Below are 21,749 nucleotides of genomic sequence, written 5' to 3'. Positions count from 1 at the left end.
GCTTACGAACGTGCGCGCGCCTGGTTACGCAGGGCTTTTACCTGATCGTGGTTACGTTGCACGCCGTGGTACTGACGCTCAACGAGATCACGAATGCCCACCAGGTTGTGCTTGTTGATTTTCTCCATGGCATCGCGATACGCCTTCAGCGCATGGTCCTCGCCACGTTCGGCTTCATTGAGCACCGCTTCTTCATCCTTGCCGGTGAACATCGACTTCACATCGACCCAGCGACGATGCAGATCGCCACTGACGCTGGTGGACGTTTCCGGATCGCCGCCCATTGAACGCACCGCAGCCTGCAGCTCAGCGGCGGCGGTGCCACAGTCGGCAGCACGTTGCACAAACAAGGTTTTGAGTTCAGGGTGTTTGATGTCTTCGGCGCAAGTCTTGAACCCTTCCTGACCGTCCTTGCAGGTTTCAATCAGGTCATTGAGTACAGAAATCGCTTCTTTATTCATGTCGGTCATTTTTCAATTCCTTGCGGTTGATGAAAGATGACTTACTCATTGCAGGGCGCATGCCAGCTCAACAGACATAAATTTCCCTTTATTTTTCAATTAGTTACTGTTACAGCGAAAATCTGTATCCGTTTTTTTTGCATGATCTGTCAATTGGCCTGCATGCAGAATGCCTGTATTTTCCAGACCGAATGAATCAAGACGACTGCGTGATGAACCCTGAAAAGCTCGAACTGCTGATTACCCGGGAAATGCCCTTCGGCAAATACAAGGGACGGATCATTGCCGACCTGCCCGGCCCATACCTGAACTGGTTTGCCCGGGAAGGTTTTCCCCACGGCGAATTGGGTGGCTTGCTGGCCCTGATGCAAGAGATTGATCACATCGGCTTGTCGGAGTTGCTGGAACCCTTGCGCGCCAAGCATGGCAAACCTGCTCCACGCCACTGATCCACGCCCCCCGCCCCTGATTGAGTAAGCCCATGCCCGACAATACCCGCCGTGCCCGTGATGAAGCCTTTTGGCGGACCTTTGCCGATCGCTACGATCGGCAACCGGGACCGATCAATCTGGAAAACGGCTACTTCGGACGCATGTCGCGCACCGTGGTCGAGGAGTATCAGCGCAACATCGAGCTGATCAACCGCAGCAACTCGGTGTATGCGCGCCAGCGCTTCGAACAGGGCGACAGTGTGAAGATCCGCGCGCAGTTGGCCGGGCTGATCGGTGTACCTGCCGAAAGTGTCGCCCTGACCTGCAACGCGACGGATGGTTTGCAATCGTTGATCCGCAACTACAATCGCCTTCAACCGGGCGATCAAGTGCTGATCTGCGACCTGGAGTACGACACGGTCAAGGGCGCGATGCGCTGGCTGGCGCGTCATCGGGGTGTCGAGGTGATCGAGATCGACCATGGGCACCCTGCCAGTTTCGACAGTTTACTGGCCACCTATCGCGAGACCTTTGCACGCTACCCACGACTCAAGCTGATGGCCTTGACCCACGTCACTCACCGCACAGGCCTGGTGATGCCGGTGCAGGCGATTGCCGCCGCCGCCAGGGAGCATGGCATCGATGTGATCCTCGACGGCGCCCATGCACTGGGGCAACTGGAATTCGATCTCGAAGAGCTGGGCATCGCCTTCGCCGCCTACAACCTGCACAAATGGATCGGTGCACCGCTGACCCTGGGCTTTCTCTACATCGCCCCCGAGCGCCTGGCTGACATCGACCCGGACATGGAGGAGATGCATTTTCCGATCACCGACATTCGCGCTCGCACGTCTTACAGTACGCCGAACATCCCCGCGCTGCTGACCCTGCCGCTGGTGCTCGAAGAGCATTGGGCCATGGGTGGTGCCGCGGCCAAGGGGGCACGGCTCAACTACCTGCGCAACCTGTGGGTGCGCGCGGTACGTGGGCACCCGGGTATCGAAGTCATGACCCCGGATGATCCACGGTTGTACTGTGGCATCACCTCGATGCGCTTTACCGCCCATGCCGACCAACAGGCGATGGCCGAAAAACTGCTCAGCGACTACAACCTGTTTACCGTAGTGCGCAACGGCGCTGCCAGCGGTCCATGCATTCGCATTACGCCAGGGCTGACCAGCACTGCGGCGGACATGAACCGACTGGCTTCGGCGTTGGCGGAACTGGCCTGACGTCACACGGTGTATTTATCGAAGTCTTCCGGCTTGATCTGGGTCGACACTGCAAAGGTGTCGATGCCGATGGTCATGTGCCCGAAAAAACCGTCGTCCCTGGAGTCTCGAGAGAGGGTATGTACATTCAGGGTCGAGGCCTCGCCGCCCATGGTTGTGTAAAAGTGATCTTGCTCATTGCCCAGCGGTCGCACAGCCCGTCCGCTGTACTGCCGACTGCCAAGCACTGAACGCGAAGCCACTTCGGGAAAGTACAGCTGCCCCACCCAGGCGACGTGTCGTTCTTCCAGATAGTTGTTGCCCGAGGTGATTCGCACGGCCACATGAATGTGCAGGGTACGGCCGGCATAGAAACCCGGGTAGATGGTAGTGAAGCGCACGTTCCCCGCTTTATCAGTGAACTGAGCACCACGCAGGTACGTATCGTCGTCGGTTCTCGGGATTGCGCCGATGTCGCCGACATCGACTTCCAGGTCCGGATTGATCTTGCTCCAGCCTGAATAGGCGCCCCGCGCATTGCAGTGCCAGATATCCACCAGCGCATCGGTGACCGGTTGGCCAGTCATGGCATCGATGATTTGCAGGCGCAATACCAATGGGATGCCGTCGGCGCCTTCGCTGATATTGCGTCGAATCAGTTTGGGATTGCGAAAATAAGGGCCGGCGATTTGTTCCGGGGACAGCAGGCAAACGGGTGTATCGGTAATGTTGGCGTCCATGACGTTCTCTCTTCCATAAGATCAACGCAGGCTAGCACTGGCCGCTTTTCCGGATGCGGTAACTATGTATCGCAGGATGTCTTGACGCCGGTTTTCATCAGGCAAAAAAAAACGGTGCACCGACCAAGCGCACCGTAAAGCCGTAGAACACACAACGAAGTGTCGGGTGAAGCGATCAGTCCAGCAGCGCCAGTGCCTCGGCGGTGCATTCCTGAATGCGGGCCCAGTCGCCGTTCTTGATCCACTCAGGATCAAGCATCCAGCTACCGCCCACGCACATGACGTTCTTCAACGCCATGTAGCTCTTGATATTGGCCGGGCCCACGCCGCCGGTCGGGCAGAATTTCACTTCGCCGAACGGACCGCCCAAGGCCTTGATAGCGGCAACGCCACCGCTGACTTCCGCCGGGAACAACTTGAAGCGGCGATAACCCAGACCATAGCCTTCCATGATGCCCGAGGCATTGCTGATGCCTGGCAGCAACGGGATCGGACTGGCAACGCTGGCTTCCAGCAGGTCACGGGTGATGCCTGGCGTAACGATGAACTGCGAGCCCGCCGCTTCTGCCGCGGCCAGCATGTGGCGATCGAGCACGGTGCCGGCACCGGTCATCAACTCCGGACGCTGTTCGCGCAGGATCTGGATGGCCTTGAGGCCGAACTGCGAACGCAGCGTCACTTCCAGCGCGGTCAGGCCACCCGCCGCGAGGGCATCGGCCAGCGGCAGCACGTCCTGCTCGCGGGCGATGGTAATCACCGGCAGGATCCGCGCCTTGGCGCAGAGGCTGTCGATCAGGGCAACTTTATCCGCCATGGAAACGGTCGGGGATGGGATTGTCATAGCGGCTGTTCCTTGGCTCATGGGCACCAGTAAATCTCTAACGTAGGTTGCAGAAACGCGCGAATCGGCATTGCGGCGACATCGTCACCGGCCAGTGCGGTACTCAGGGTGGTCAGCTTGGACTGACCGGAAATCGATAGAACCTTGTGCTTGGCCGAAGCCAGCAGCGCACGGCTCATGGTCAGGCGCTGATGCGGCACGGTCGGTGCGAGCATTGGATAGCAACGACGGCTACCGTCGGCCTGCAAGGCCTCGGCAAGCTTCGGACTGTTGGGGAACAGCGAGGCGGTGTGACCGTCATCGCCCATGCCCAGTACCAGCACGTCGATCACCGGCAACTCGGAGAGCAAACGGTCAGCCTGCTCTGCCGCCTGTTCCAGGTTGGCGCTGGCGCTATACAGGCTCAGAAACTGAGCCTTGGCCGCCGGGCCTTGCAACAGGTATTTCTTGATCAGGCCGGCATTGCTGTCGGCATGCTCGACCGGCACCCAACGCTCGTCAGCCAGGCTGATCACGACGTTGGACCAGTCCAGTTTCTCCTTGGCCAGGTGCTGGAAAAATGCCACCGGACTGCGGCCACCGGACACCACCAGGGTCGCAGTGCCCTGGGTGTCGATCGCGTCGCTCAGTTGTTTCGCCACGCTCAGCGCCAGGCCTTCGGCCAACAGCGTCGGGCTCTTGAACTCATGGGCGCTTACACCCTGAGGCAGTTTCAAATCAGATATCGCCATACCACGACCTCCCATCCCGCGTAATCAGTGCAATGGAGCTCATCGGCCCCCAGGACCCTGCCGCATACGGCTTGGGCGCATCACCGGATTTCTTCCACCCGGCGATCAACTGGTCACACCACTTCCACGCGGCTTCGATTTCATCTTTACGGACAAACAGGTTCTGATTGCCGCGCATCACTTCCAGCAACAACCGCTCGTAGGCGTCGGGAATCCGCGCGCTGCGATAGGTATCGGAAAAATTCAGCTGCAACGGACCGCTGCGCAGCTGCATGCCTTTGTCCAGGCCTTGATCCTTGGTCATCACGCGCAAGGAAATGCCTTCGTCCGGTTGCAGGCGGATAATCAGCTTGTTGCTGATTTGCAGGCGCTGCTCGGGGGCGAAGATGTAGTGCGACGGTTCCTTGAAGTGGATGACGATCTGCGACAGTTTTTGCGGCATGCGCTTGCCGGTGCGCAGATAGAACGGTACGCCGGCCCAGCGCCAGTTGCGGATATCGGCACGCAGGGCGACAAAGGTTTCGGTGTCGCTCTGGGTGTTGGAATTGGGTTCTTCCAGATAACCCGGCACTGCTTTGCCTTCGCTGTAGCCGGCGATGTATTGGCCGCGCACCACCTGGGTGGTCAGGCCTTCCGGGCTAATGGGCGCCAGTGCCTTGAGCACTTTGACTTTCTCGTCGCGGATGCTGTCGGCGGACAGGTCGGCCGGTGGGTCCATGGCGATCAGGCAGAGCAATTGCAGCAGGTGATTCTGGATCATGTCCCGCAGCTGGCCGGCCTTATCGAAGTAGCCCCAGCGGCCTTCGATCCCGACCTTCTCGGCCACGGTGATTTCCACGTGGGAAATGTAATTCTGGTTCCACTGGGTTTCGAACAGGCTGTTGGCAAAACGCAGGGCGATCAGATTCTGGACAGTCTCTTTGCCCAGGTAATGGTCGATGCGGTAGGTGCGGTTTTCCGGGAAGAACTGCGCCACGGCATCGTTGACCTTGCGCGAGGATTCCAGGTCCGAACCGATGGGTTTTTCCAGCACCACGCGGGTGTTTTCCGCCAGGCCGACCTTCGCCAGGTTCTCGCAGATCGCGCCGTACACCGCTGCCGGCGTAGCAAAATAGGCGATGACCCGCTGGGCACTGCCTGCCGCTTCGGCCAGGGCCACATAGTCTTCGGGTCTGAGGAAATCGACGTGCAGATAGCTCAGGCGTGCGAGAAAACGTTCGACGACGGCTTCGTCCAGATCTTTGGCACCCACGTAGCGGCGCAGCTCGGAGGCGATGAACGCCAAATGCTCCTGCTCGCTGCCGGGCTCACGGGCCAGCGCGATGATCCGCGTGTCCTCGTGCAATAGGCCTGCACCGTCGAGTTGATAAAGCGCAGGAAACAGCTTGCGCAAGGCCAGATCGCCAAGGGCGCCAAACAAGGCAAAGGTGCACGGTTCAACCGTAATCGAGAGCATGATGTTTGTTCTTTTATCAAGTTAAGCTACAAATACCTTTTTTCAAGGCATCACTCAAGGGAAAATGTAGTAATAACCACAACATTTTCGCAAAATACAGATTCCGAGTGGTGGTCGGTCGGAGCCATCAGTAGGATAGGCCACCGTTATGGGCCACACCAAAGGCCCTTTTTGCATTAGCCGCGCGCTTATCGGCGCTGGTGAATCAAGGAAACTCATATGGACCGCGTGCGAAATTTACTGGAACAGATCCAGAATCGCCTTGAAGAGCTGAACAAGGCCGAGCGCAAAGTCGCCGAGGTGATCCTGCTCAACCCGCAGCAGGCCACCCGTTTCAGCATCGCCGCCCTCGCCCAGGCCGCTTCGGTCAGCGAGCCGACGGTCAACCGTTTCTGCCGTTCGTTCGGCGTCAGCGGCTACCCCGAGCTCAAGCTGCAATTGGCGCAAAGCCTGGCCAGCGGCGCGGCGTATGTCAGCCGCGCAGTGGAGGCCGATGACAACCCGGAGGCCTACACGCAGAAAATCTTCGGCAGCGCCATCGCGTCCCTGGACAGCGCTTGCCAGGCACTGGACCCGAACCTGATCAGCCGCGCCGTCGACCTGTTGATCCAGGCGCGGCAGATCCACTTTTTCGGTCTCGGCGCTTCGGCCCCGGTGGCACTGGATGCGCAGCACAAGTTCTTCCGTTTCAACCTGGCCGTGACTGCCCACGCCGACGTGCTGATGCAACGCATGATTGCCTCGGTGGCGCACACCGGCGAGTTGTTCGTGATCATTTCCTACACCGGCCGCACCCGCGAACTGGTGGAAGTGGCGCGCATTGCCCGGGAGAACGGCGCTTCGGTGCTCGGCTTGACCGCGGAAAACTCACCATTGGCCAAAGCCAGTACCTTGAGCCTGAACATTCCATTGCCGGAAGACACCGACATCTACATGCCGATGACGTCGCGGATCATTCAACTGACCGTGCTCGACGTGCTCGCAACTGGCATGACCCTGCGACGCGGAGTGGATTTCCAGCCGCATTTGCGCAAGATCAAAGAGAGTTTGAATGCCAGCCGGTATCCGGTGGGTGACGAATTCAACTGATCCGAAATCTGCGCTGACCGGTCAGGCCTCATCGCTGGCAAGCCAGCTCCCACAGTGTCCGCGCCGAACCTGAAATGCTGATTGTTCCCACGCTCCGCGTGGGAACACAGCCCGTGACGCTCCGCGTCACTGGACGCGGAGCGTCCCTTGAGGCATTCCCACGCAGAGCGTGGGAACGATCCCCATTAAGCCGCCACCCGCGCCTGCAAACTCAAATGCGCCCGCTCCCCCGGTTTCAGGCACAGGCCATCGGTGCCGCCGCTGGCCGCTTCCACGCAAACGAATTCAGATATCTCGTTCCAGCTCACCCCAAGCAACGGTCGTGATCCCGGATGCCACACCACCGTGTCAGCCGTATCGCCGGTATCGATGCACAACGCCCGATCCCAGGCGTGATCGTTAAGCTGCAACTCCCCGTCATGCTGAAACACCCGCTGGCATCCGCCATCGACCCGCAACTCGCCTTCCTGTTGGCAAATCTGTCGGTTCAACTGGTCGTAACCTTGCGCGCCTTCGAGCCCAGACAGCGCTACCTCACCGACATCGCCAATACGCCAGTAAGCGTGCAAAGCCTGGCTCAACTGGCATGGCATGTCGTCCTGATGCTCGGTACTCAAACGCAACTCCATGCGTTCCCCCAGGTGTGCATGCAGGTCCACTTGCCAGTCGCAGAGTTCAAGTTGCCAGTGCAAACGCACGCCATCCTCGTCACTGCTGCTATCGATCAGCTTCCAGTCGAGCAACCGCGCCCAACCATGGGACGGCCAGGCATTTTCGCTCGGATGACGGCCATACCATGGCCAGCACACCGGCACGCCACCACGGATCGCGCCCACCTGCGGCCACTTCGCCGCACACCACAGCCAGGGTTTCTGCCCCTTGGGCTGGAAGTGCAACAACTGCGCGCCCTGGCGACTGAATACCGCCTGACACAGCGGGTGATCAATGACCAACACGTCGCGCTTCTGATAGCGCTCCCAGGCAAACACCGGTCGTTCGCGCAAGGATTTGAAGAAGCGTTGTAGCGGATGCTCATGCATGTGCCACGGTCCTGAAAATCATCTGTCAGCGGGGTGCGCGGCCCTCCAAAAAAAAGCGGACAGCCTTGGCCGTCCGCAAAATGCGCACAGAGAGGAGCTTATCGCAGTCGCGTTAGAACACCGACTGAATTTTCAGACCGGCCACCAGCGCGTTGTCGACTTCATCCACACCGCCCGGGTGGGTGATGTATTGCAAGTTAGGACGCACGGTCAGCCAGTTGGTGACGTGGAAACCGTAGTTAAGCTCGTAGTTGTACTCGGTCTCACGCAGTGGCGAGAACAGTGGATCGTTGTAGTCGCTGACGCCATTGGCGGCGTTGGTCAGCTCGGCGTTTTTCTTCACGTCATCGTTGACATGGATGCGGGCGAAACCGATACCGAGGTCATCTTTCGGACGTGCATCGAACGGGCCTTTATACACGAACATCAGCGACTGGTAGTTGTCGACGATGTTGGTGTCCTTGTCGTGGAACGTCGCGTTGGCGGCGATGTTCAGACCGCGAGTGGCGTCACCGTTGTGGCTGGTGAGTTGCTGTTGCGCCACGAACCAGTAGCCGTGCTTGCTGCTGTGGCTGCGATAGGCATTGCCGCTGGTGGCCGCATCATTGCCGTTGTCATCCTCACGAACGTCATCGGCGCTGGCGGTGCTTTTGTAGTAACCGACACGGTATTCGCCCGGCAGGTTGCCAGGGTTGGGCAGCCACACCAGTTCAACCGGCAGGACGGTGCCTTTGGTACCACTGCCGCTGAGCTTGAAGCCGTTGCCGTGCTCCAGTTGCGACGGGTTCTGGTTGTACGCGCCGATCTGCGCATACCACTCAGGCGAGATGTTGTACTTCACGCGGATCGCCGCCTGGCTGACCGGCCAGTTGTACCAGATGTTGGTGGCCCAGTTACCCACTTGGGAACCGCAGAATGCCAGGTTCTGGAATTCGCACGGGAAGGTGTTGAAATCTTCACCCTCACCGAAGTAACCGGCCTTGACGTCGAGTTTGTTGTCGAAGAACTGATGCTTGATCCACAGTTGGGTCAGACGCACCATGTGGCCTCGGCCGTAGACTTCCTGGGACGAACTCAGGGTGCCGGCCCGCGGGTCGCCGACGCGGTCGTTGGAAATGTTTTCGCCGTTACGGTTGGTCAGCTGGATCTTGGCCTGGGTGTTATCCCAACCGAACAGCTTTTCCAGGTCCAGCGCCGCGCCCAGACCAAACTGGTCACTGTAGCGCGCGGTCTTGTCGTCGTTGAAACCGCCATGCAGGTTGCCACCGACTTCACCGACGTAGTCCATCTTGATGTCGATGCCCTGCTCGATCAGCTTGGTACGCTCGCCACCCCAATCACCGGTCATCCATTCCGAATCGGCGCTGAACGCGTCAGCCGCGTGCACGCTACCGGCCAGCATCATTGCCGCAACGGCTGACAACTGGCAGATAAGCTGAGCACTGTTGTTCTTCTTCATCCCTACTTCCTCGTTTTATTGTTATTAACTTTTCTTTTTCCAACGCGGTTACATCAGTTGCGGCGGATGACAGGCCATCCGCCACGGATTCCCCCTGTGGAGATGGGCTTTTGTGTGGGAGCTGGCTTGCCAGCGATGGCATCACCTCGGTTCGACGTCAAAACCAGTCGCCTGCATCGCTGGCAAGCCAGCTCCCACAAAAATCCATTCCCACCTATGATCTTCAGCGGCCTTTGAACTGGGCGACGTTGGCAGCGTGCGCCTCGGTTTTCGGCACACCGGCAACCCCCAAGCGCTCGCCGGTCTTGGCATCGAACAGCAGCACTTTCGCCGGATCGAATTGCAGGGTCAGGGTCTCGCCGACTTGCGGCGCCACGTCCGGGGCCAAGCGGCAGCAGACCTTGGTGTCGTTGAGATTGACGAAAACGAGAGTGTCCGGGCCGGTTGGCTCGGTAACCTGGACCTCGGCGCGAATGGTCGGCAAACCATTGGCTTCACCGTTGGCCAGTACGATCTGCTCCGGGCGCATGCCGAGAATCACTTCGCGATCCTCGAGACCGGCGTCCTGGATGCCCAGCGGCAATTCGCAACGGGCCTGGCCACTGTCGAGCAGCGCCACCAGACGACCGTCCTTGCGCTGCAACCGCAGCGGGATGAAGTTCATCGGCGGCGAACCGATGAAGCTCGCCACGAACAGGTTGGCCGGGTCGTTGTAGATCTCTTTCGGTGTACCGAACTGCTGGATGATCCCGTCCTTCATCACCGCCACCTTGTCGCCCAGCGTCATCGCTTCGATCTGGTCGTGGGTCACGTAGACCGTGGTGGTTTTCAGGCGCTGGTGCATCAGTTTCATTTCGGTGCGCATCTCGACCCGCAGCTTGGCGTCGAGGTTGGACAGCGGTTCGTCGAACAGATAAATCTTCGGTCGGCGCGCCAGGGCACGGCCCATCGCCACGCGCTGTTGCTGACCGCCGGAGAGCTGGCCCGGCTTGCGATTGAGCAGGTGCTCGATCTGCAACAGCTTGGCCACGCGGGCGACTTCTTCGTCGATCGCCGACTGGCTCATCTTGCGGATTTTCAGGCCGAACTCGATGTTCTCGCGCACGCTCATGGTCGGGTACAGCGCATAGGACTGGAACACCATGGCGATGTCGCGATCCTTGGGGCTCATGCCGCTGACGTCCTGGTCGCCGATCATGATCGCGCCGCCGGTGATGGTTTCCAGACCGGCGATGCAGTTCATCAGGGTCGACTTGCCGCAGCCCGACGGGCCGACAAGGATCAGGAACTCACCGTCCTTGATCGACAGTTCGATGTTCTTCAGGGTGTCCGGCAAGCCGGCGCCGTAGGTCTTGTTTACATTGCGAAGTTCGAGCGTAGCCATGATTACCCCTTGACTGCGCCGGCCGTGAGCCCGCGCACGAAATACTTGCCTGCGACCACATAGACCAGCAGGGTCGGCAGCCCGGCGATCATCGCCGCTGCCATATCAACGTTGTATTCCTTGGCGCCGGTGCTGGTGTTGACCAGGTTGTTCAGCGCCACCGTGATCGGTTGCGAATCACCGCTGGAGAACACCACGCCGAACAGGAAGTCGTTCCAGATCTGGGTGAATTGCCAGATCAGGCAGACCATGATGATCGGCGTCGACATCGGCAGAATGATCCGGCGAAAGATGGTGAAGAAACCCGCACCGTCGAGGCGCGCAGCCTTCACCAGCGCATCCGGAATGCTGATGTAGTAGTTACGGAAGAACAGCGTGGTGAACGCCAGGCCGTAGACCACGTGCACGAACACCAGGCCCGTGGTGGTACTTGCCAGGCCCATCTTGCCGAGGGTGAACGAGGCCGGCAGCAGGACGGTCTGGAACGGCAGGAAGCAACCGAACAGCAGCAGGCCGAAGAACAGCTGCGAACCACGGAAACGCCACATCGACAGCACGTAACCGTTCAAGGCACCGATGGCCGTGGAGATCAGCACCGCCGGAACGGTGATCTTGATCGAGTTCCAGAAGTAACCATCAACCGTGGCCCAGGCCTTGACCCAGCCGATGCCGCTGACCACGGTCGGCCAGCTCAGCAGATTGCCGGTGCTGATGTCTTCCGGGGTCTTGAAGCTGGTCAACAGCATGACCACCAGCGGTATCAGGTAAAGCAGCACAGCCAGGATGAGCACCGCGTAGATCGCGATGCGACTCAGGCTGATGGCAGGTTTGGCAGCGAGACTAGTCATGACGCTTGGTCCTCAGCTCGGAGTACAGGTAAGGCACGATGATTGCGAGAATCGCACCGAGCATCAGAATCGCACTGGCCGAGCCCATGCCCATCTGGCCGCGACTGAAGGTGAACGAATACATGAACATCGCTGGCAGGTCCGAGGAGTAACCCGGGCCGCCGGCCGTCATCGCCGCCACCAGGTCGAAACTCTTGATCGCAATGTGCGCCAGAATCATCACGGCACTGAAGAACACCGGACGCAGGCTTGGCAGCACAACTTTCCAATAGATGCGCGGCATGCTCGCGCCATCGATCTGCGCGGCACGGATGATCGATTGATCAACACCCCGCAGGCCGGCGAGGAACATCGCCATGATGAAACCCGAGGCTTGCCAGACAGCGGCAATCACCAGGCAATAGACCACGCGATCCGGGTCGATCAACCAGTCCAGGCGGAAGCCTTCCCAGCCCCAGTCACGCAACAATTTGTCCAGGCCCATGCCGGGGTTGAGCAGCCACTTCCATGCGGTACCGGTGACGATCATCGAGAGCGCCATCGGGTACAGGTAAATGGTGCGGATGAAACCTTCGCGCCGGATGCGCTGGTCGAGGAACACCGCCAGCAGCACGCCGATCACCAGGGTGATGCCGATGAACATGCCGCCGAACAGCGCCAGGTTCTTGCTCGCCACCCACCAGCGGTCGTTGTCGAACAGCCGCGCGTATTGCGCCAGCCCTGCCCACTTGTAATTGGGCAGGAACGTCGAGGTCGTGAACGACAGAATGAACGTCCACAGGATGTAGCCATAGAAGCCCACCAGAACGATGAACATGCTCGGCGCCAGCACCAGTTTTGGAAGCCAGCGCTGCAATGCATCGAACGGCGAGGCCTTGCTGAACACAGCAACAGAACTCATGGGAAGATCCAGTACGAGGAATAAAAACTTCAGACGATCCCGGTAGGAGCGGCTTCTGTGGGAGCTGGCTTGCCAGCGATCGCATCACTCGGGTGCAACTGTTGAACCGAGGTGCCTGCATCGCTGGCAAGCCAGCTCCCACAAAAAATGGCTGCTACAGGGGGGCAGGTAAGGACGACCTTATTTGGCCGACTGAACCGCCGCGCCCAGTTTCTTGGCCGCATCGGCCGGGTCGGCTTTCGGGTCGTTGATGAAGTTGGTCACGACATCGAAGAACGCACCCTGTACCGCCAGCGTGGTCGCCATGTTGTGCGCCATGCTCGGCTGCAGGCCGCCGGACTTGGCGTCAGCCAGGAAGTCCTTGGCTGCCGTCTGGGCGCACGAGTCGAAACCGTACTTGCCCATGTCGGCCAGCATGTCGTTGCGCACCGGGATCGAACCTTTGTTGATGCTGAAGACTTTCTGGAAGTTTTCACCCAGCACGACTTTGGCGATGTCCTGCTGACCGGCAGCGGTGCCTTTGTCTTTCTGCTTGAACACCGCCAGCGAGTCGATGTTGTAAGTGAACGCCTTGTCGGTGCCCGGGAACGCTACGCACTCGTAGTCCTTGCCGGCGACTTTCCCGGCGGCGGTCCATTCGCTCTTGGCCCAGTCACCCATGATCTGCATGCCGGCCTTGCCGTTGATGACCTTGGCCGCTTCCAGGTTCCAGTCCTGACCTTTGCCGTCGGCATCCATGTAGGTCGCGACTTTCTTCAGCTCGGTCAGCGCCTTGACCATTTCCGGACCGGTCAGCGCCTTGTTGTCCAGATCGACCAGGGCTTTCTTGTAGCCATCAACGCCCATGACCGACAGCACGACAGCTTCGAACACGGTGCTGTCCTGCCATGGCTGACCGCCGTGGGCCAGCGGGATGAAGCCAGCAGCCTTGAGCTTGTCGCCAGCGGCGTAGAATTCTTCGAGGGTGGTCGGGTTCTTGGTGATACCGGCTTTCTTGAAGACTTCCGGGTTGATCCACAGCCAGTTCACCCGGTGAATATTCACCGGCACGGCCACGTAATCACCCTCGTACTTCACGGTATCGGAGACTTTCTTGTCGAGCAGGCTGTCCCACTTCTCTGCTTTGGCAACGTCTTCGAGCACGTCGGTGTCGAGCAGACCGGTCGACGCCCACTCCTGGATGTCCGGCCCCTTGATCTGCGCAACGCCTGGCGGGTTGCCGGCAACGGCGCGGCTTTTCAGCACGGTCATGGCCGTCGCACCGCCACCGCCGGCCACGGCGCCGTCTTTCCAGGTAAAACCGTCTTTTTCGACTTGGGCCTTGAGCACATCAACGGCGGCTTTTTCACCACCGGATGTCCACCAGTGCACGACTTCGACCGAACCTTTGGATTCGGCAGCGGAAACACTGAGCGGCAGCATTGCGAGCGGGAACAGGGAGGCGACAGAAATGACAGTAGCGAGGCGAGAAATCGCATTCATCTGAGATGTACCTTTCTTGTTGTTATGCATGCAAGTCTGGTGCTTGCGCTGCACAGGAGTTTAAACAGGACGCCTCCCCTCGCAGGTAACGAAGGGACGCGCGAATGTCACCGCATGGTTACACAGAACCGCCCTGGGACATTTGCGCCAGAGCCGTTGCCATACTGGGCGACAACGGTAGTCGAGGGATCAGCACGGCTTGCCAGGCGTGATACAGATCCGGTTTGCCCGGCCAGATATCAGCACTAGGGCGATTCAGCGGATCGAGTTCGTGATGCCAGCTGCCGTCGCATCGGTCGATGAAAAAACTGTCACAGAATTCCCAGAACAGTCGGTACCAGCGCTCGAATTGTTCATCACCGGTACGCTGCAACAAGGCGCTGGCGGCGGCACTGGCTTCGCAATGAGTCCAGTGCAGGCGATGGCGGACCACTGCTTTGTTGTCCCAGTCGAGGGTGTAGACAACGCCCGCTGCACCGTCGACATCCCAGCCGTGCAGGCAATTTTGCTCGAAGAGTTTTTGCGCGTCGGTGGCCAGCCATCCGGGTGTCAGCATGCCGGCCTGCACTCGCGCCGCTTCGAGATGCAGGAGCAACCGCGCCCATTCGAATCCATGGCCCGGCGTGGTGCCGTAAGGACGGAAACCATCGGCCGGGTTGTCGTGGTTGTACTCACGCAGCGGCTGCCAGTCGCGGTCGAAATGCTCGATCACCAGGTAGTCGTTGGCAGCGGCATGGCCGTGGATCACTCGCTCGACGATACGCTGCGCACGGCACAGCCAGCGGTTGTCGTCAGTGACATCGGCCAGGGCGAGAAAGGCTTCGGTGGCGTGCATGTTGCTGTTCGCGCCGCGATACGACTCCTCTTCGCTCCAGTCGCGATTGAAGGACTCGCGCATGGCGCCCTCCTCCTCACTCCAGAAGTAGGTGTCGATAATGTCGATGGCGTCATCGAGCAACGCTTGTGCGCCGGGACGCTGGGCGACTAACGCGGAACTGGCGGCCAGCGCGACAAAGGCATGCAGATAGGCATTCTTGCCGGTGTTGCCGTCGCGGTGTTCGGCCACCGCAAACCAGCCACCGTGCACGACATCGCGCAACGGTCCGCGCAGAGCTTCGACGCCATGATCGACCAGCGCTGCAAACCCCGGCAGGCCTTGAATGTGGGCCATGGCGAAGCTGTGGGTCATGCGTGCGGTGATCATGGTTTGCGCTTGCGCATTGGCCGCAAGGTGACCTTTTTCATCGAGGTTACCGAAGCCTTCGGGAAGCTTCGAAGCTTTGGCGAACGCCAACAGGCGCAACCCTTCGGTGGCGAGCCATTGCTGATGGGCAGGTGCGTTCAGCCAACTGCTGAAGGCAGGTTGGAAGCTGTGCATGGAGGACCTTTTTTGTTGTTATGACTGAGGGCCAGCATAAACAACGGGCAGTGGCGGGCTTGTAACGAAGGGGCCGGGTTTTGTCACCAGCCTGTGACATTTGCTTTGCATTCATCGCGAGCAAGCTTTGCTCCTACAGTGCGCGGTGCCTGTAGGAGCAAAGCTTGCTCGCGATGAACGATAACGCGGTCGTCAGTCTAGACTTCGAGGCAATTGAAGGGTTACGCGCAACCCGCCCTCACGCAAATTCTGCAGGCTGACTTCACCACCATGGCTATGGGCAATGTTGCGGGCGATTCCCAGCCCCAGGCCATACCCCTGCTGCTGCCCGGCCAAACGAAAGTGCGGCTCGAACACCTGCTCCAGCCGCTGCTCCGGGACCCCCGGCCCTTCATCATCGACGTGCAAAACAAACGCACTGTCGTCGTCATCGATGTGCAGATGCGCGTTCTGCCCGTACTTGAGGGCATTGTCGATCAGGTTGCCGATGCAGCGCTTGAGCGCCAATGGCTTGCCCGGATACGCCGCCAGCGCCCGCCCCTGCTGGGTCACGCGGCCATTGCCGTTGGGTGCCAGATACGGTTCCACCAGACAATCGAGCACATGATTGAGATCCACCGGCTCGATGTTCTCGTGGATGTCGGTGTCTTTCACGCATTGCAGCGCGCCTTTGACCAGCAGCTCCAGCTCATCCAGATCACGGCCGAACTTGGCTTGCAGCTTTTCGTCTTCGAGCAGTTCGACGCGCAGGCGCAAGCGGGTAATCGGTGTGCGCAAATCGTGGGAAATCGCGCTGAACAACTGGCTGCGTTCAGTCAGGTAACGGCTGATGCGCTCGCGCATGGTGTTGAAGGCGCGACCGACTTCGACCACTTCACTGCCGCCACCCTCGGCCACCGGCTCGACGTCGGCGCCCAGCGACAAATCCCGCGCGGCCCGCGCCAGGCGCTTGAGCGGACGGCTCTGCCAGTGCACCAACAGACCGATGAACAACAGCAGGAAACCGCTGGTGAGTACGATGAACCACACCTGCTGCGCCGGCAGGCCTTGTTCTTCGAGGCTGGTGTAGGGCTCGGGCAGCAGCGAGGCGATGTACAACCATTCGCCGGGTGCCATCTGGATTTGCGTGACCAGCACGGGCGGATTAACCGGCTCCAGGGTCAGCGCGTAATGCGCCCAGGAGCGTGGCAGCTCGTCGAGCTTCAGGCCGGCGTTGAAAATCCGCAGATCCTCGGGGCTGACGAAGGTCACCGAAATATCGGTGTCATGGCCAAGGGACTGGCGCAACACTTCGTCCACCGCGTTGATCACCGCTTCCTTGCGCGGGGTGATTGGCAGCACGTCCATGCCCAGGGGTTTGTCATTGAGCGTCACCACGAATCGCGTACCGCCCATGCTACGCAACTGGTCGAGCACCAACGGCCGAAACGCCACGGGCAACGAACGGAAGTAACTCACGCTGGCGGTCATCGAATGGGCAAGGCTGCGGGCGCTGGTGACCAGGCCTTCAAGCTGGGTAGCACGCAATTGCGAGACCCAGATCACGCTCGATAACGTCTGGGCGAACAGCACCGCCAGCAGGGTCAGCAGCAACATGCGCCCCAACAGCGAGCGCGGCACCGGCACGCGCCCTGCGAGTTTGCGCAGGGATTCAGTGACCATTGCTGGCAATCACATTGGCTGCCAGTTGATAACCGCTGCCACGCACAGTGCGAATCAGCCGGGGCGGTTTCTCGGTGTCGCGCAGACGCTGGCGCAATCGGCTCACCGCCATGTCGACAATGCGGTCGAGCGGCATCAGTTCACGACCGCGGGTGGCGTTGCCGATGGTGTCGCGGTCGAGGATTTCCTGGGGGTGATCGAGGAACAGTTTCAGCAAGGCGAAATCGGCGCCGGACAGAATCACTTCTTCACCGTCGATGTGAAACAGCCGGTGGCTGACCATGTCCAGCCGCCAGTCATCGAAGGCCAGCACTTCCCCACCGCTGCGCTCCTGGCCGAACTGCGCACGACGCAGCAACGCCTTGATGCGCGCCTGCAGTTCGCGAGGGCTGAAGGGTTTGCCCAGGTAATCGTCCGCGCCCAGCTCCAGGCCGATCACCCGGTCAGCCTCGTCGGAGCTGGCGGTGAGCATGATGATCGGCACCTGAGCCCGCCGCGGGTGCTGACGAATCCAGCGACACAAACTGAAACCGTCTTCGTCCGGCAACATCACATCGAGGATCACCAGATCACTGGGTTCGTCATTCAAGGCCTGGCGAAAACCGGCGCCATCGGGCGTGGTACGTACCTGAAACCCGGCGCGGGTCAGGTAGGTGTCCAGCAACTCGCGTATCTCTTGATCGTCATCGACCAACAAAATCGACTTGTTGACTGAGCTCACTTCGAAGGCATCCTTGTTGTTGGAATTGGGGCGGATTATGCCTGAGCAAAAACAGATGGCGTACGAGCTTTTGTGGCGAGGGAGCTTGCTCCCGCTGGGCTGCGAAGTGGCCCCGCTGTTTTGCCAGGACATCGTGCTTGCCGAATTTGCGACTGCTGCGCAGCCGAGCGGGAGCAAGCTCCCTCGCCACAGATTACTTATGTCACAACAGGGTGTGCCTGTTCGAGGGCCACACCGGCGCCTACTAGCCCGGAATACGGTGCCGTCACCAGCCACACCGGAATCCCCTTGAAGTAATCGCTCATGCACCCCTTGTCGGCGAAGCATCTTGCGAAACCGCTTTCGAGGAAGAAATCGGCAAAGCGTGGAATCACCCCGCCCACGATGTACACGCCACCGCGCGCACCGGTAGTAAGTACGTTGTTGCCGGCCACCCGACCGAGCCAGCAGCAGAACTGCTCAAGCACTTCCACCGCAATCGGGTCTCCCGCCAGACCGGCAGCGGTGATCGCTTCCGGTGTCTCAAGCACCGGCTCATGCCCGTCCACCGCACAGATTGCCCGATAAACCCGTGGCAAGCCGCCGCCGCTCAATGCCGTTTCAGCGCTGACATGCCCGATTTCATTGAAGATGTGCTGCCACAGTTGAGTCTCGCGAGGGCTGCTCAGCGGCAAGTCGACGTGACCACCCTCCCCCGGCAGCGCGGCAAATCGGCCTTCGCCGAGATCGAGCAAAGTGCCGACGCCCAACCCCGTGCCGGGACCGATCACCACCGCCGGCCGCAACGGCTCCGGCGTGCCTTCGCAGACCACGCGGAATTCGCCGGGCTGCAAACGGGTCATGCCCAGCGCCATGGCCGAAAAATCGTTGACCAGCAACAGCTGATCCACCAGCAAGGTCTGGCAAAAGATCTTGCGGCTCAAACGCCAGTGGTTGTTGGTGAACTTGAATTCATCGCCGCTCACCGGGCCGGCCACCGACAGGCACACCGAACCGATGGCCCCCGGTGCCAGGCCGAGCCCGCTCAGGTAAAGGCTGATTGCCTGTTCCGGATTGGCGAAATCTGCTGTCGCCAACACCTGGACCGATTCCAGCTGCTGGTTTTTCCACAACGCGAAACGTGCGTTGGTCCCACCGATGTCACCGACCAAAGCCAGTTTCAATTAAGCGTCTCCAGGGCAGAAGTAAAGGCGCTGGCGCCCTGCTCCGCCGAGCTGAAGGCCATGCGCATGAAACCAAACAGTTCGCGACCGGTGCCGATGTTGTTACCCAACAGGCCTTTGGCCGGTGTGCGCGCTGCGAATTCTTCGGCGTCCACCTTAAGCTCCAGGGTGCCTTTGACGCCATCGACGCGGATGATATCGCCCTCTTGCACCCGCGCCAAAGCGCCGCCGACATAAGCTTCGGGGCTGACGTGAATCGCTGCCGGGATTTTCCCCGACGCGCCGGACATGCGCCCGTCGGTCACCAGCGCAACCTTGAAGCCGCGATCCTGCAGCACACCGAGGAACGGCGTCATCTTGTGCAGTTCCGGCATGCCGTTGGAGCGCGGCCCCTGGAAGCGCATCACCGCGACAAAATCCTTCTCCAGCAATCCGGCCTTGAACGCATCCGCCAGGTCCTGCTGATCCTGGAACACCATTGCCGGCGCTTCCACAATCTGGTTTTCCAGCGCCACGGCGGACACCTTCATCACGCCGCGACCGAGGTTGCCTTCCATCACGCGCAAACCGCCTTCTGGCGAGAATGCCCGAGCGACCGGCCGCAGAATGCTTTCATCAAGGCTCTCGGTCACGCCTTCGCGCCATACCAGTTCACCGTTGTCGAGGAACGGCTCCTTGGTGTAGCGGCTCAGGCCATGGCCGAGCACGGTGTTGACGTTTTCATGGAGCAGCCCGGCTTCCAGCAGTTCGCGGATCAGGAACGACATGCCGCCCGCCGCCTGGAAGTGGTTGATGTCGGCCTTGCCGTTCGGGTAGACGTGGCTCAGGGTCGGCACCACCTCGGAGAGGTCGGCCATGTCCTGCCAGGTCAACTGAATGCCCGCCGCCATGGCAATGGCCGGCATGTGCAGGGTGTGGTTGGTCGAGCCACCGGTGGCATGCAGCGCCACGATGGAGTTGACCAGCGAACGCTCGTCGACGATTTCACCGATCGGCAGGTAGTCGCCGTTCTGTTTGGTAATGCGCGTCACCTGATGCGCCGCTTCGCGGGTCAGGGCGTCACGCAGTGGCGTGTTCGGGTTGACGAAGGACGCACCCGGCAAGTGCAGGCCCATGACTTCCATCAGCAATTGGTTGGTGTTGGCGGTGCCGTAGAAGGTGCAGGTGCCGGGGCTGTGGTAGGAATTCATTTCCGACTCCAGCAGCTCCTCGCGGCTGGCCTTGCCTTCGGCGTAGCGCTGGCGCACGTCGGCTTTCTGCTTGTTGGAAATACCGGAGACCATCGGCCCGCCCGGCACGAAGATCATCGGCAGATGACCGAAGCGCAGCGCGCCCATCATCAGGCCCGGGACGATCTTGTCGCAGATGCCGAGCATCAGCGCGCCGTCGAACATGTTGTGGGACAACGCCACGGCGGTGGACAGCGCGATCACTTCACGGCTCGGCAGGCTCAGCTCCATGCCCGGCTCGCCCTGGGTCACGCCATCGCACATGGCCGGTGTACCACCGGCGAACTGGCCGACGGAGCCGATTTCGCGCAGGGCTTTCTTGATCAGTTCAGGGAAGACTTCGTACGGCTGGTGCGCCGAGAGCATGTCGTTATATGACGAAACAATTGCAATGTTCGCGGAATTCATCATCCGCAAGCTCTTCTTGTCGTCGCTGCCGCAACCGGCCACGCCGTGGGCGAAGTTGGCGCATTGCAGCTTGCCGCGCATCGGGCCGTCGCTGGCCGCACCGCGAATCAATGCAAGGTAAGCCTCACGCGTGGCGCGACTGCGGGCGATAAGCCGTTCGGTGACCTCAAGGACGCGGGGATGCATGTGTAGAACTCCAGGCTAACGGATGTGGCGACCTGATTGTCTATGCTGATCAAACGCCGGTGTCGATGGGATGACAGACGGTTTTTTTGACCATTCGGACCAGTTGATTCAGGTCACTCGTTGTAGATAAAACAAAATATTGCCACTAAAAAGGCTTGTTTTCTATTTTTTTGCGAATAATCTTGTAATTCCAACAACAAAACGACGGTGGCGCTGTTAATGACTCTTCGAATTGCAATCAATGGTTTTGGCCGGATTGGCCGTAACGTCCTGCGCGCACTCTATACCCAGGGCTACCGTCAGGATCTGCAGATCGTTGCCATCAACGATCTCGGAGACAGCGCTATCAATGCGCACCTGCTCAAATACGACACCGTTCACGGCACATTCGACGCGGATGTCCAGCACGATCAGGAAAGCCTGACCGTCAATGGCGACCGTATTGCCGTCAGCGCCATTCGCAACCCGGCCGACCTGCCCTGGGCCGCGGAAAAAATTGACGTGGTGTTCGAATGCACCGGCCTGTTCACCGACCGCGCCAAGGCTGCCGCGCATATTACGGCCGGCGCACGCAAAGTGATCATCTCGGCGCCAGCCAAAGGCGCCGACGCCACGGTGGTCTACGGGGTCAACCACGACATTCTGCGCCAATCGCACCAGATCATTTCCAACGCCTCGTGCACCACCAACTGCCTGGCCCCGGTGGCCCAGGTGCTGCACCGCGAGTTGGGCATCGAAAGCGGTTTGATGACCACCATCCACGCTTACACCAACGACCAGAACCTGACCGACGTTTACCACAGCGACCCGTACCGTGCGCGCTCGGCCACCCAGAACATGATCCCGAGCAAGACTGGCGCCGCTGAAGCGGTCGGCCTGGTGCTGCCGGAACTGGCGGGCAAACTGACCGGCATGGCGGTGCGTGTAC

The 21,749-nt window shown here is 60.0% G+C and carries 20 protein-coding genes; 4 read left to right on the top strand and 16 right to left on the bottom strand.

Features of this window, described 5'->3' with window-relative positions:
- Positions 1–2: 2 nt before the first annotated feature.
- Complete coding sequence (locus D8U18_RS03625) at positions 3–470, bottom strand: PA2169 family four-helix-bundle protein (protein ID WP_056852616.1); 468 nt, start codon at positions 468–470, stop codon at positions 3–5.
- Positions 471–673: 203 nt separating this feature from the next.
- Between D8U18_RS03625 and D8U18_RS03620 the strand changes: the two genes are divergently transcribed.
- Positions 674–910, top strand: coding sequence for a DUF3820 family protein (locus D8U18_RS03620; RefSeq protein WP_131107041.1), 237 nt, complete (start codon positions 674–676; stop codon positions 908–910).
- A 32-nt stretch (positions 911–942) separates the two neighbouring features.
- The gene (locus D8U18_RS03615) at positions 943–2,124 is read left to right on the top strand and encodes an aminotransferase class V-fold PLP-dependent enzyme (RefSeq protein WP_056852617.1); all 1,182 of its coding nucleotides are present in this window, start codon (positions 943–945) and stop codon (positions 2,122–2,124) included.
- 2 nt (positions 2,125–2,126) lie between these two features.
- Here D8U18_RS03615 and D8U18_RS03610 read toward each other — a convergent pair whose 3' ends face one another.
- The 4 genes from D8U18_RS03610 to zwf all read right to left on the bottom strand — a co-directional run bounded on the left by D8U18_RS03610 (position 2,127) and on the right by zwf (position 5,871).
- A complete protein-coding gene (locus D8U18_RS03610) occupies positions 2,127–2,843 on the bottom strand; it encodes an intradiol ring-cleavage dioxygenase (protein ID WP_056852618.1) in 717 nt (238 codons plus the stop codon).
- A 175-nt stretch (positions 2,844–3,018) separates the two neighbouring features.
- Positions 3,019–3,684 carry a bifunctional 4-hydroxy-2-oxoglutarate aldolase/2-dehydro-3-deoxy-phosphogluconate aldolase gene (locus tag D8U18_RS03605; RefSeq protein ID WP_056852619.1) on the bottom strand — a complete coding sequence of 222 codons (666 nt, stop codon included), beginning with the start codon at positions 3,682–3,684 and terminating at the stop codon, positions 3,019–3,021.
- A gap of 17 nt (positions 3,685–3,701) precedes the next feature.
- Positions 3,702–4,415: a 6-phosphogluconolactonase gene (gene pgl / locus D8U18_RS03600; protein ID WP_131107040.1), complete on the bottom strand. Its 714-nt coding sequence runs from the start codon at positions 4,413–4,415 to the stop codon at positions 3,702–3,704.
- Positions 4,402–5,871, bottom strand: a complete 1,470-nt coding sequence (gene zwf / locus D8U18_RS03595) for a glucose-6-phosphate dehydrogenase (protein ID WP_131107039.1) — start codon at positions 5,869–5,871, stop codon at positions 4,402–4,404. Before zwf ends, pgl begins: the two co-directional genes overlap by 14 nt.
- Before the next feature lie 228 nt (positions 5,872–6,099).
- Between zwf and D8U18_RS03590 the strand changes: the two genes are divergently transcribed.
- A complete protein-coding gene (locus tag D8U18_RS03590; RefSeq protein WP_170948639.1) occupies positions 6,100–6,960 on the top strand; it encodes a MurR/RpiR family transcriptional regulator in 861 nt (286 codons plus the stop codon).
- A 185-nt stretch (positions 6,961–7,145) separates the two neighbouring features.
- On the opposite strand, the gene D8U18_RS03585 is transcribed toward D8U18_RS03590, so the two are convergent.
- The 11 genes from D8U18_RS03585 to edd all read right to left on the bottom strand — a co-directional run bounded on the left by D8U18_RS03585 (position 7,146) and on the right by edd (position 20,821).
- Complete coding sequence (locus tag D8U18_RS03585; protein WP_131107038.1) at positions 7,146–8,000, bottom strand: D-hexose-6-phosphate mutarotase; 855 nt, start codon at positions 7,998–8,000, stop codon at positions 7,146–7,148.
- 112 nt (positions 8,001–8,112) lie between these two features.
- The gene (locus D8U18_RS03580) at positions 8,113–9,459 is read right to left on the bottom strand and encodes a carbohydrate porin (RefSeq protein WP_056852623.1); all 1,347 of its coding nucleotides are present in this window, start codon (positions 9,457–9,459) and stop codon (positions 8,113–8,115) included.
- Positions 9,460–9,682: 223 nt separating this feature from the next.
- On the bottom strand, positions 9,683–10,843 hold the full coding sequence (gene ugpC / locus D8U18_RS03575) for a sn-glycerol-3-phosphate ABC transporter ATP-binding protein UgpC (RefSeq protein WP_056852624.1): 1,161 nt from the start codon (positions 10,841–10,843) through the stop codon (positions 9,683–9,685).
- A 2-nt stretch (positions 10,844–10,845) separates the two neighbouring features.
- Complete coding sequence (locus D8U18_RS03570; RefSeq protein WP_056852625.1) at positions 10,846–11,691, bottom strand: carbohydrate ABC transporter permease; 846 nt, start codon at positions 11,689–11,691, stop codon at positions 10,846–10,848.
- Positions 11,684–12,592 (bottom strand): sugar ABC transporter permease, encoded by a 909-nt coding sequence (locus D8U18_RS03565; protein WP_056852626.1) that lies wholly within the window; start codon positions 12,590–12,592, stop codon positions 11,684–11,686. Before D8U18_RS03565 ends, D8U18_RS03570 begins: the two co-directional genes overlap by 8 nt.
- A gap of 180 nt (positions 12,593–12,772) precedes the next feature.
- Positions 12,773–14,074: an ABC transporter substrate-binding protein gene (locus tag D8U18_RS03560; protein ID WP_130931478.1), complete on the bottom strand. Its 1,302-nt coding sequence runs from the start codon at positions 14,072–14,074 to the stop codon at positions 12,773–12,775.
- Between the two features lie 118 nt (positions 14,075–14,192).
- Complete coding sequence (locus tag D8U18_RS03555) at positions 14,193–15,452, bottom strand: AGE family epimerase/isomerase (protein WP_131107037.1); 1,260 nt, start codon at positions 15,450–15,452, stop codon at positions 14,193–14,195.
- Between the two features lie 192 nt (positions 15,453–15,644).
- Entirely contained in the window at positions 15,645–17,114 is a 1,470-nt protein-coding gene (locus D8U18_RS03550; RefSeq protein ID WP_056852629.1) for an ATP-binding protein, read from the bottom strand.
- Complete coding sequence (locus tag D8U18_RS03545) at positions 17,104–17,835, bottom strand: response regulator transcription factor (RefSeq protein WP_056852630.1); 732 nt, start codon at positions 17,833–17,835, stop codon at positions 17,104–17,106. Before D8U18_RS03545 ends, D8U18_RS03550 begins: the two co-directional genes overlap by 11 nt.
- A 197-nt stretch (positions 17,836–18,032) precedes the next feature.
- Positions 18,033–18,998 carry a glucokinase gene (locus D8U18_RS03535; protein WP_131107035.1) on the bottom strand — a complete coding sequence of 322 codons (966 nt, stop codon included), beginning with the start codon at positions 18,996–18,998 and terminating at the stop codon, positions 18,033–18,035.
- The gene (edd, locus tag D8U18_RS03530; RefSeq protein WP_056852632.1) at positions 18,995–20,821 is read right to left on the bottom strand and encodes a phosphogluconate dehydratase; all 1,827 of its coding nucleotides are present in this window, start codon (positions 20,819–20,821) and stop codon (positions 18,995–18,997) included. The genes D8U18_RS03535 and edd overlap by 4 nt, the downstream gene beginning before the upstream one ends.
- Positions 20,822–21,040: 219 nt before the next feature.
- Here edd and D8U18_RS03525 point away from each other — a divergent pair.
- Positions 21,041–21,749, top strand: a 709-nt coding sequence (locus D8U18_RS03525) for a type I glyceraldehyde-3-phosphate dehydrogenase (RefSeq protein WP_131107034.1), incomplete at its 3' end; no start/stop codon positions are given.

The organism is Pseudomonas sp. Sample_10 (assembly GCF_004321495.1).
Taxonomy (GTDB): domain Bacteria; phylum Pseudomonadota; class Gammaproteobacteria; order Pseudomonadales; family Pseudomonadaceae; genus Aquipseudomonas.
This window is presented reverse-complemented; position numbering and strand designations above follow the sequence as displayed.

Excerpts from the sequence above, each read along its gene's own strand:
- D8U18_RS03625 (WP_056852616.1), bottom strand. The coding sequence starts at position 470 with ATGACCGACATGAATAAAGAAGCGATTTCTGTACTCAATGACCTGATT.
- D8U18_RS03620 (WP_131107041.1), top strand. The coding sequence starts at position 674 with ATGAACCCTGAAAAGCTCGAACTGCTGATTACCCGGGAAATGCCCTTC.
- D8U18_RS03615 (WP_056852617.1), top strand. The coding sequence starts at position 943 with ATGCCCGACAATACCCGCCGTGCCCGTGATGAAGCCTTTTGGCGGACC.
- D8U18_RS03610 (WP_056852618.1), bottom strand. The coding sequence starts at position 2,843 with ATGGACGCCAACATTACCGATACACCCGTTTGCCTGCTGTCCCCGGAA.
- D8U18_RS03605 (WP_056852619.1), bottom strand. The coding sequence starts at position 3,684 with ATGACAATCCCATCCCCGACCGTTTCCATGGCGGATAAAGTTGCCCTG.
- pgl (WP_131107040.1), bottom strand. The coding sequence starts at position 4,415 with ATGGCGATATCTGATTTGAAACTGCCTCAGGGTGTAAGCGCCCATGAG.
- zwf (WP_131107039.1), bottom strand. The coding sequence starts at position 5,871 with ATGCTCTCGATTACGGTTGAACCGTGCACCTTTGCCTTGTTTGGCGCC.
- D8U18_RS03585 (WP_131107038.1), bottom strand. The coding sequence starts at position 8,000 with ATGCATGAGCATCCGCTACAACGCTTCTTCAAATCCTTGCGCGAACGA.
- D8U18_RS03580 (WP_056852623.1), bottom strand. The coding sequence starts at position 9,459 with ATGAAGAAGAACAACAGTGCTCAGCTTATCTGCCAGTTGTCAGCCGTT.
- ugpC (WP_056852624.1), bottom strand. The coding sequence starts at position 10,843 with ATGGCTACGCTCGAACTTCGCAATGTAAACAAGACCTACGGCGCCGGC.
- D8U18_RS03570 (WP_056852625.1), bottom strand. The coding sequence starts at position 11,691 with ATGACTAGTCTCGCTGCCAAACCTGCCATCAGCCTGAGTCGCATCGCG.
- D8U18_RS03565 (WP_056852626.1), bottom strand. The coding sequence starts at position 12,592 with ATGAGTTCTGTTGCTGTGTTCAGCAAGGCCTCGCCGTTCGATGCATTG.
- D8U18_RS03560 (WP_130931478.1), bottom strand. The coding sequence starts at position 14,074 with ATGAATGCGATTTCTCGCCTCGCTACTGTCATTTCTGTCGCCTCCCTG.
- D8U18_RS03555 (WP_131107037.1), bottom strand. The coding sequence starts at position 15,452 with ATGCACAGCTTCCAACCTGCCTTCAGCAGTTGGCTGAACGCACCTGCC.
- D8U18_RS03550 (WP_056852629.1), bottom strand. The coding sequence starts at position 17,114 with ATGGTCACTGAATCCCTGCGCAAACTCGCAGGGCGCGTGCCGGTGCCG.
- edd (WP_056852632.1), bottom strand. The coding sequence starts at position 20,821 with ATGCATCCCCGCGTCCTTGAGGTCACCGAACGGCTTATCGCCCGCAGT.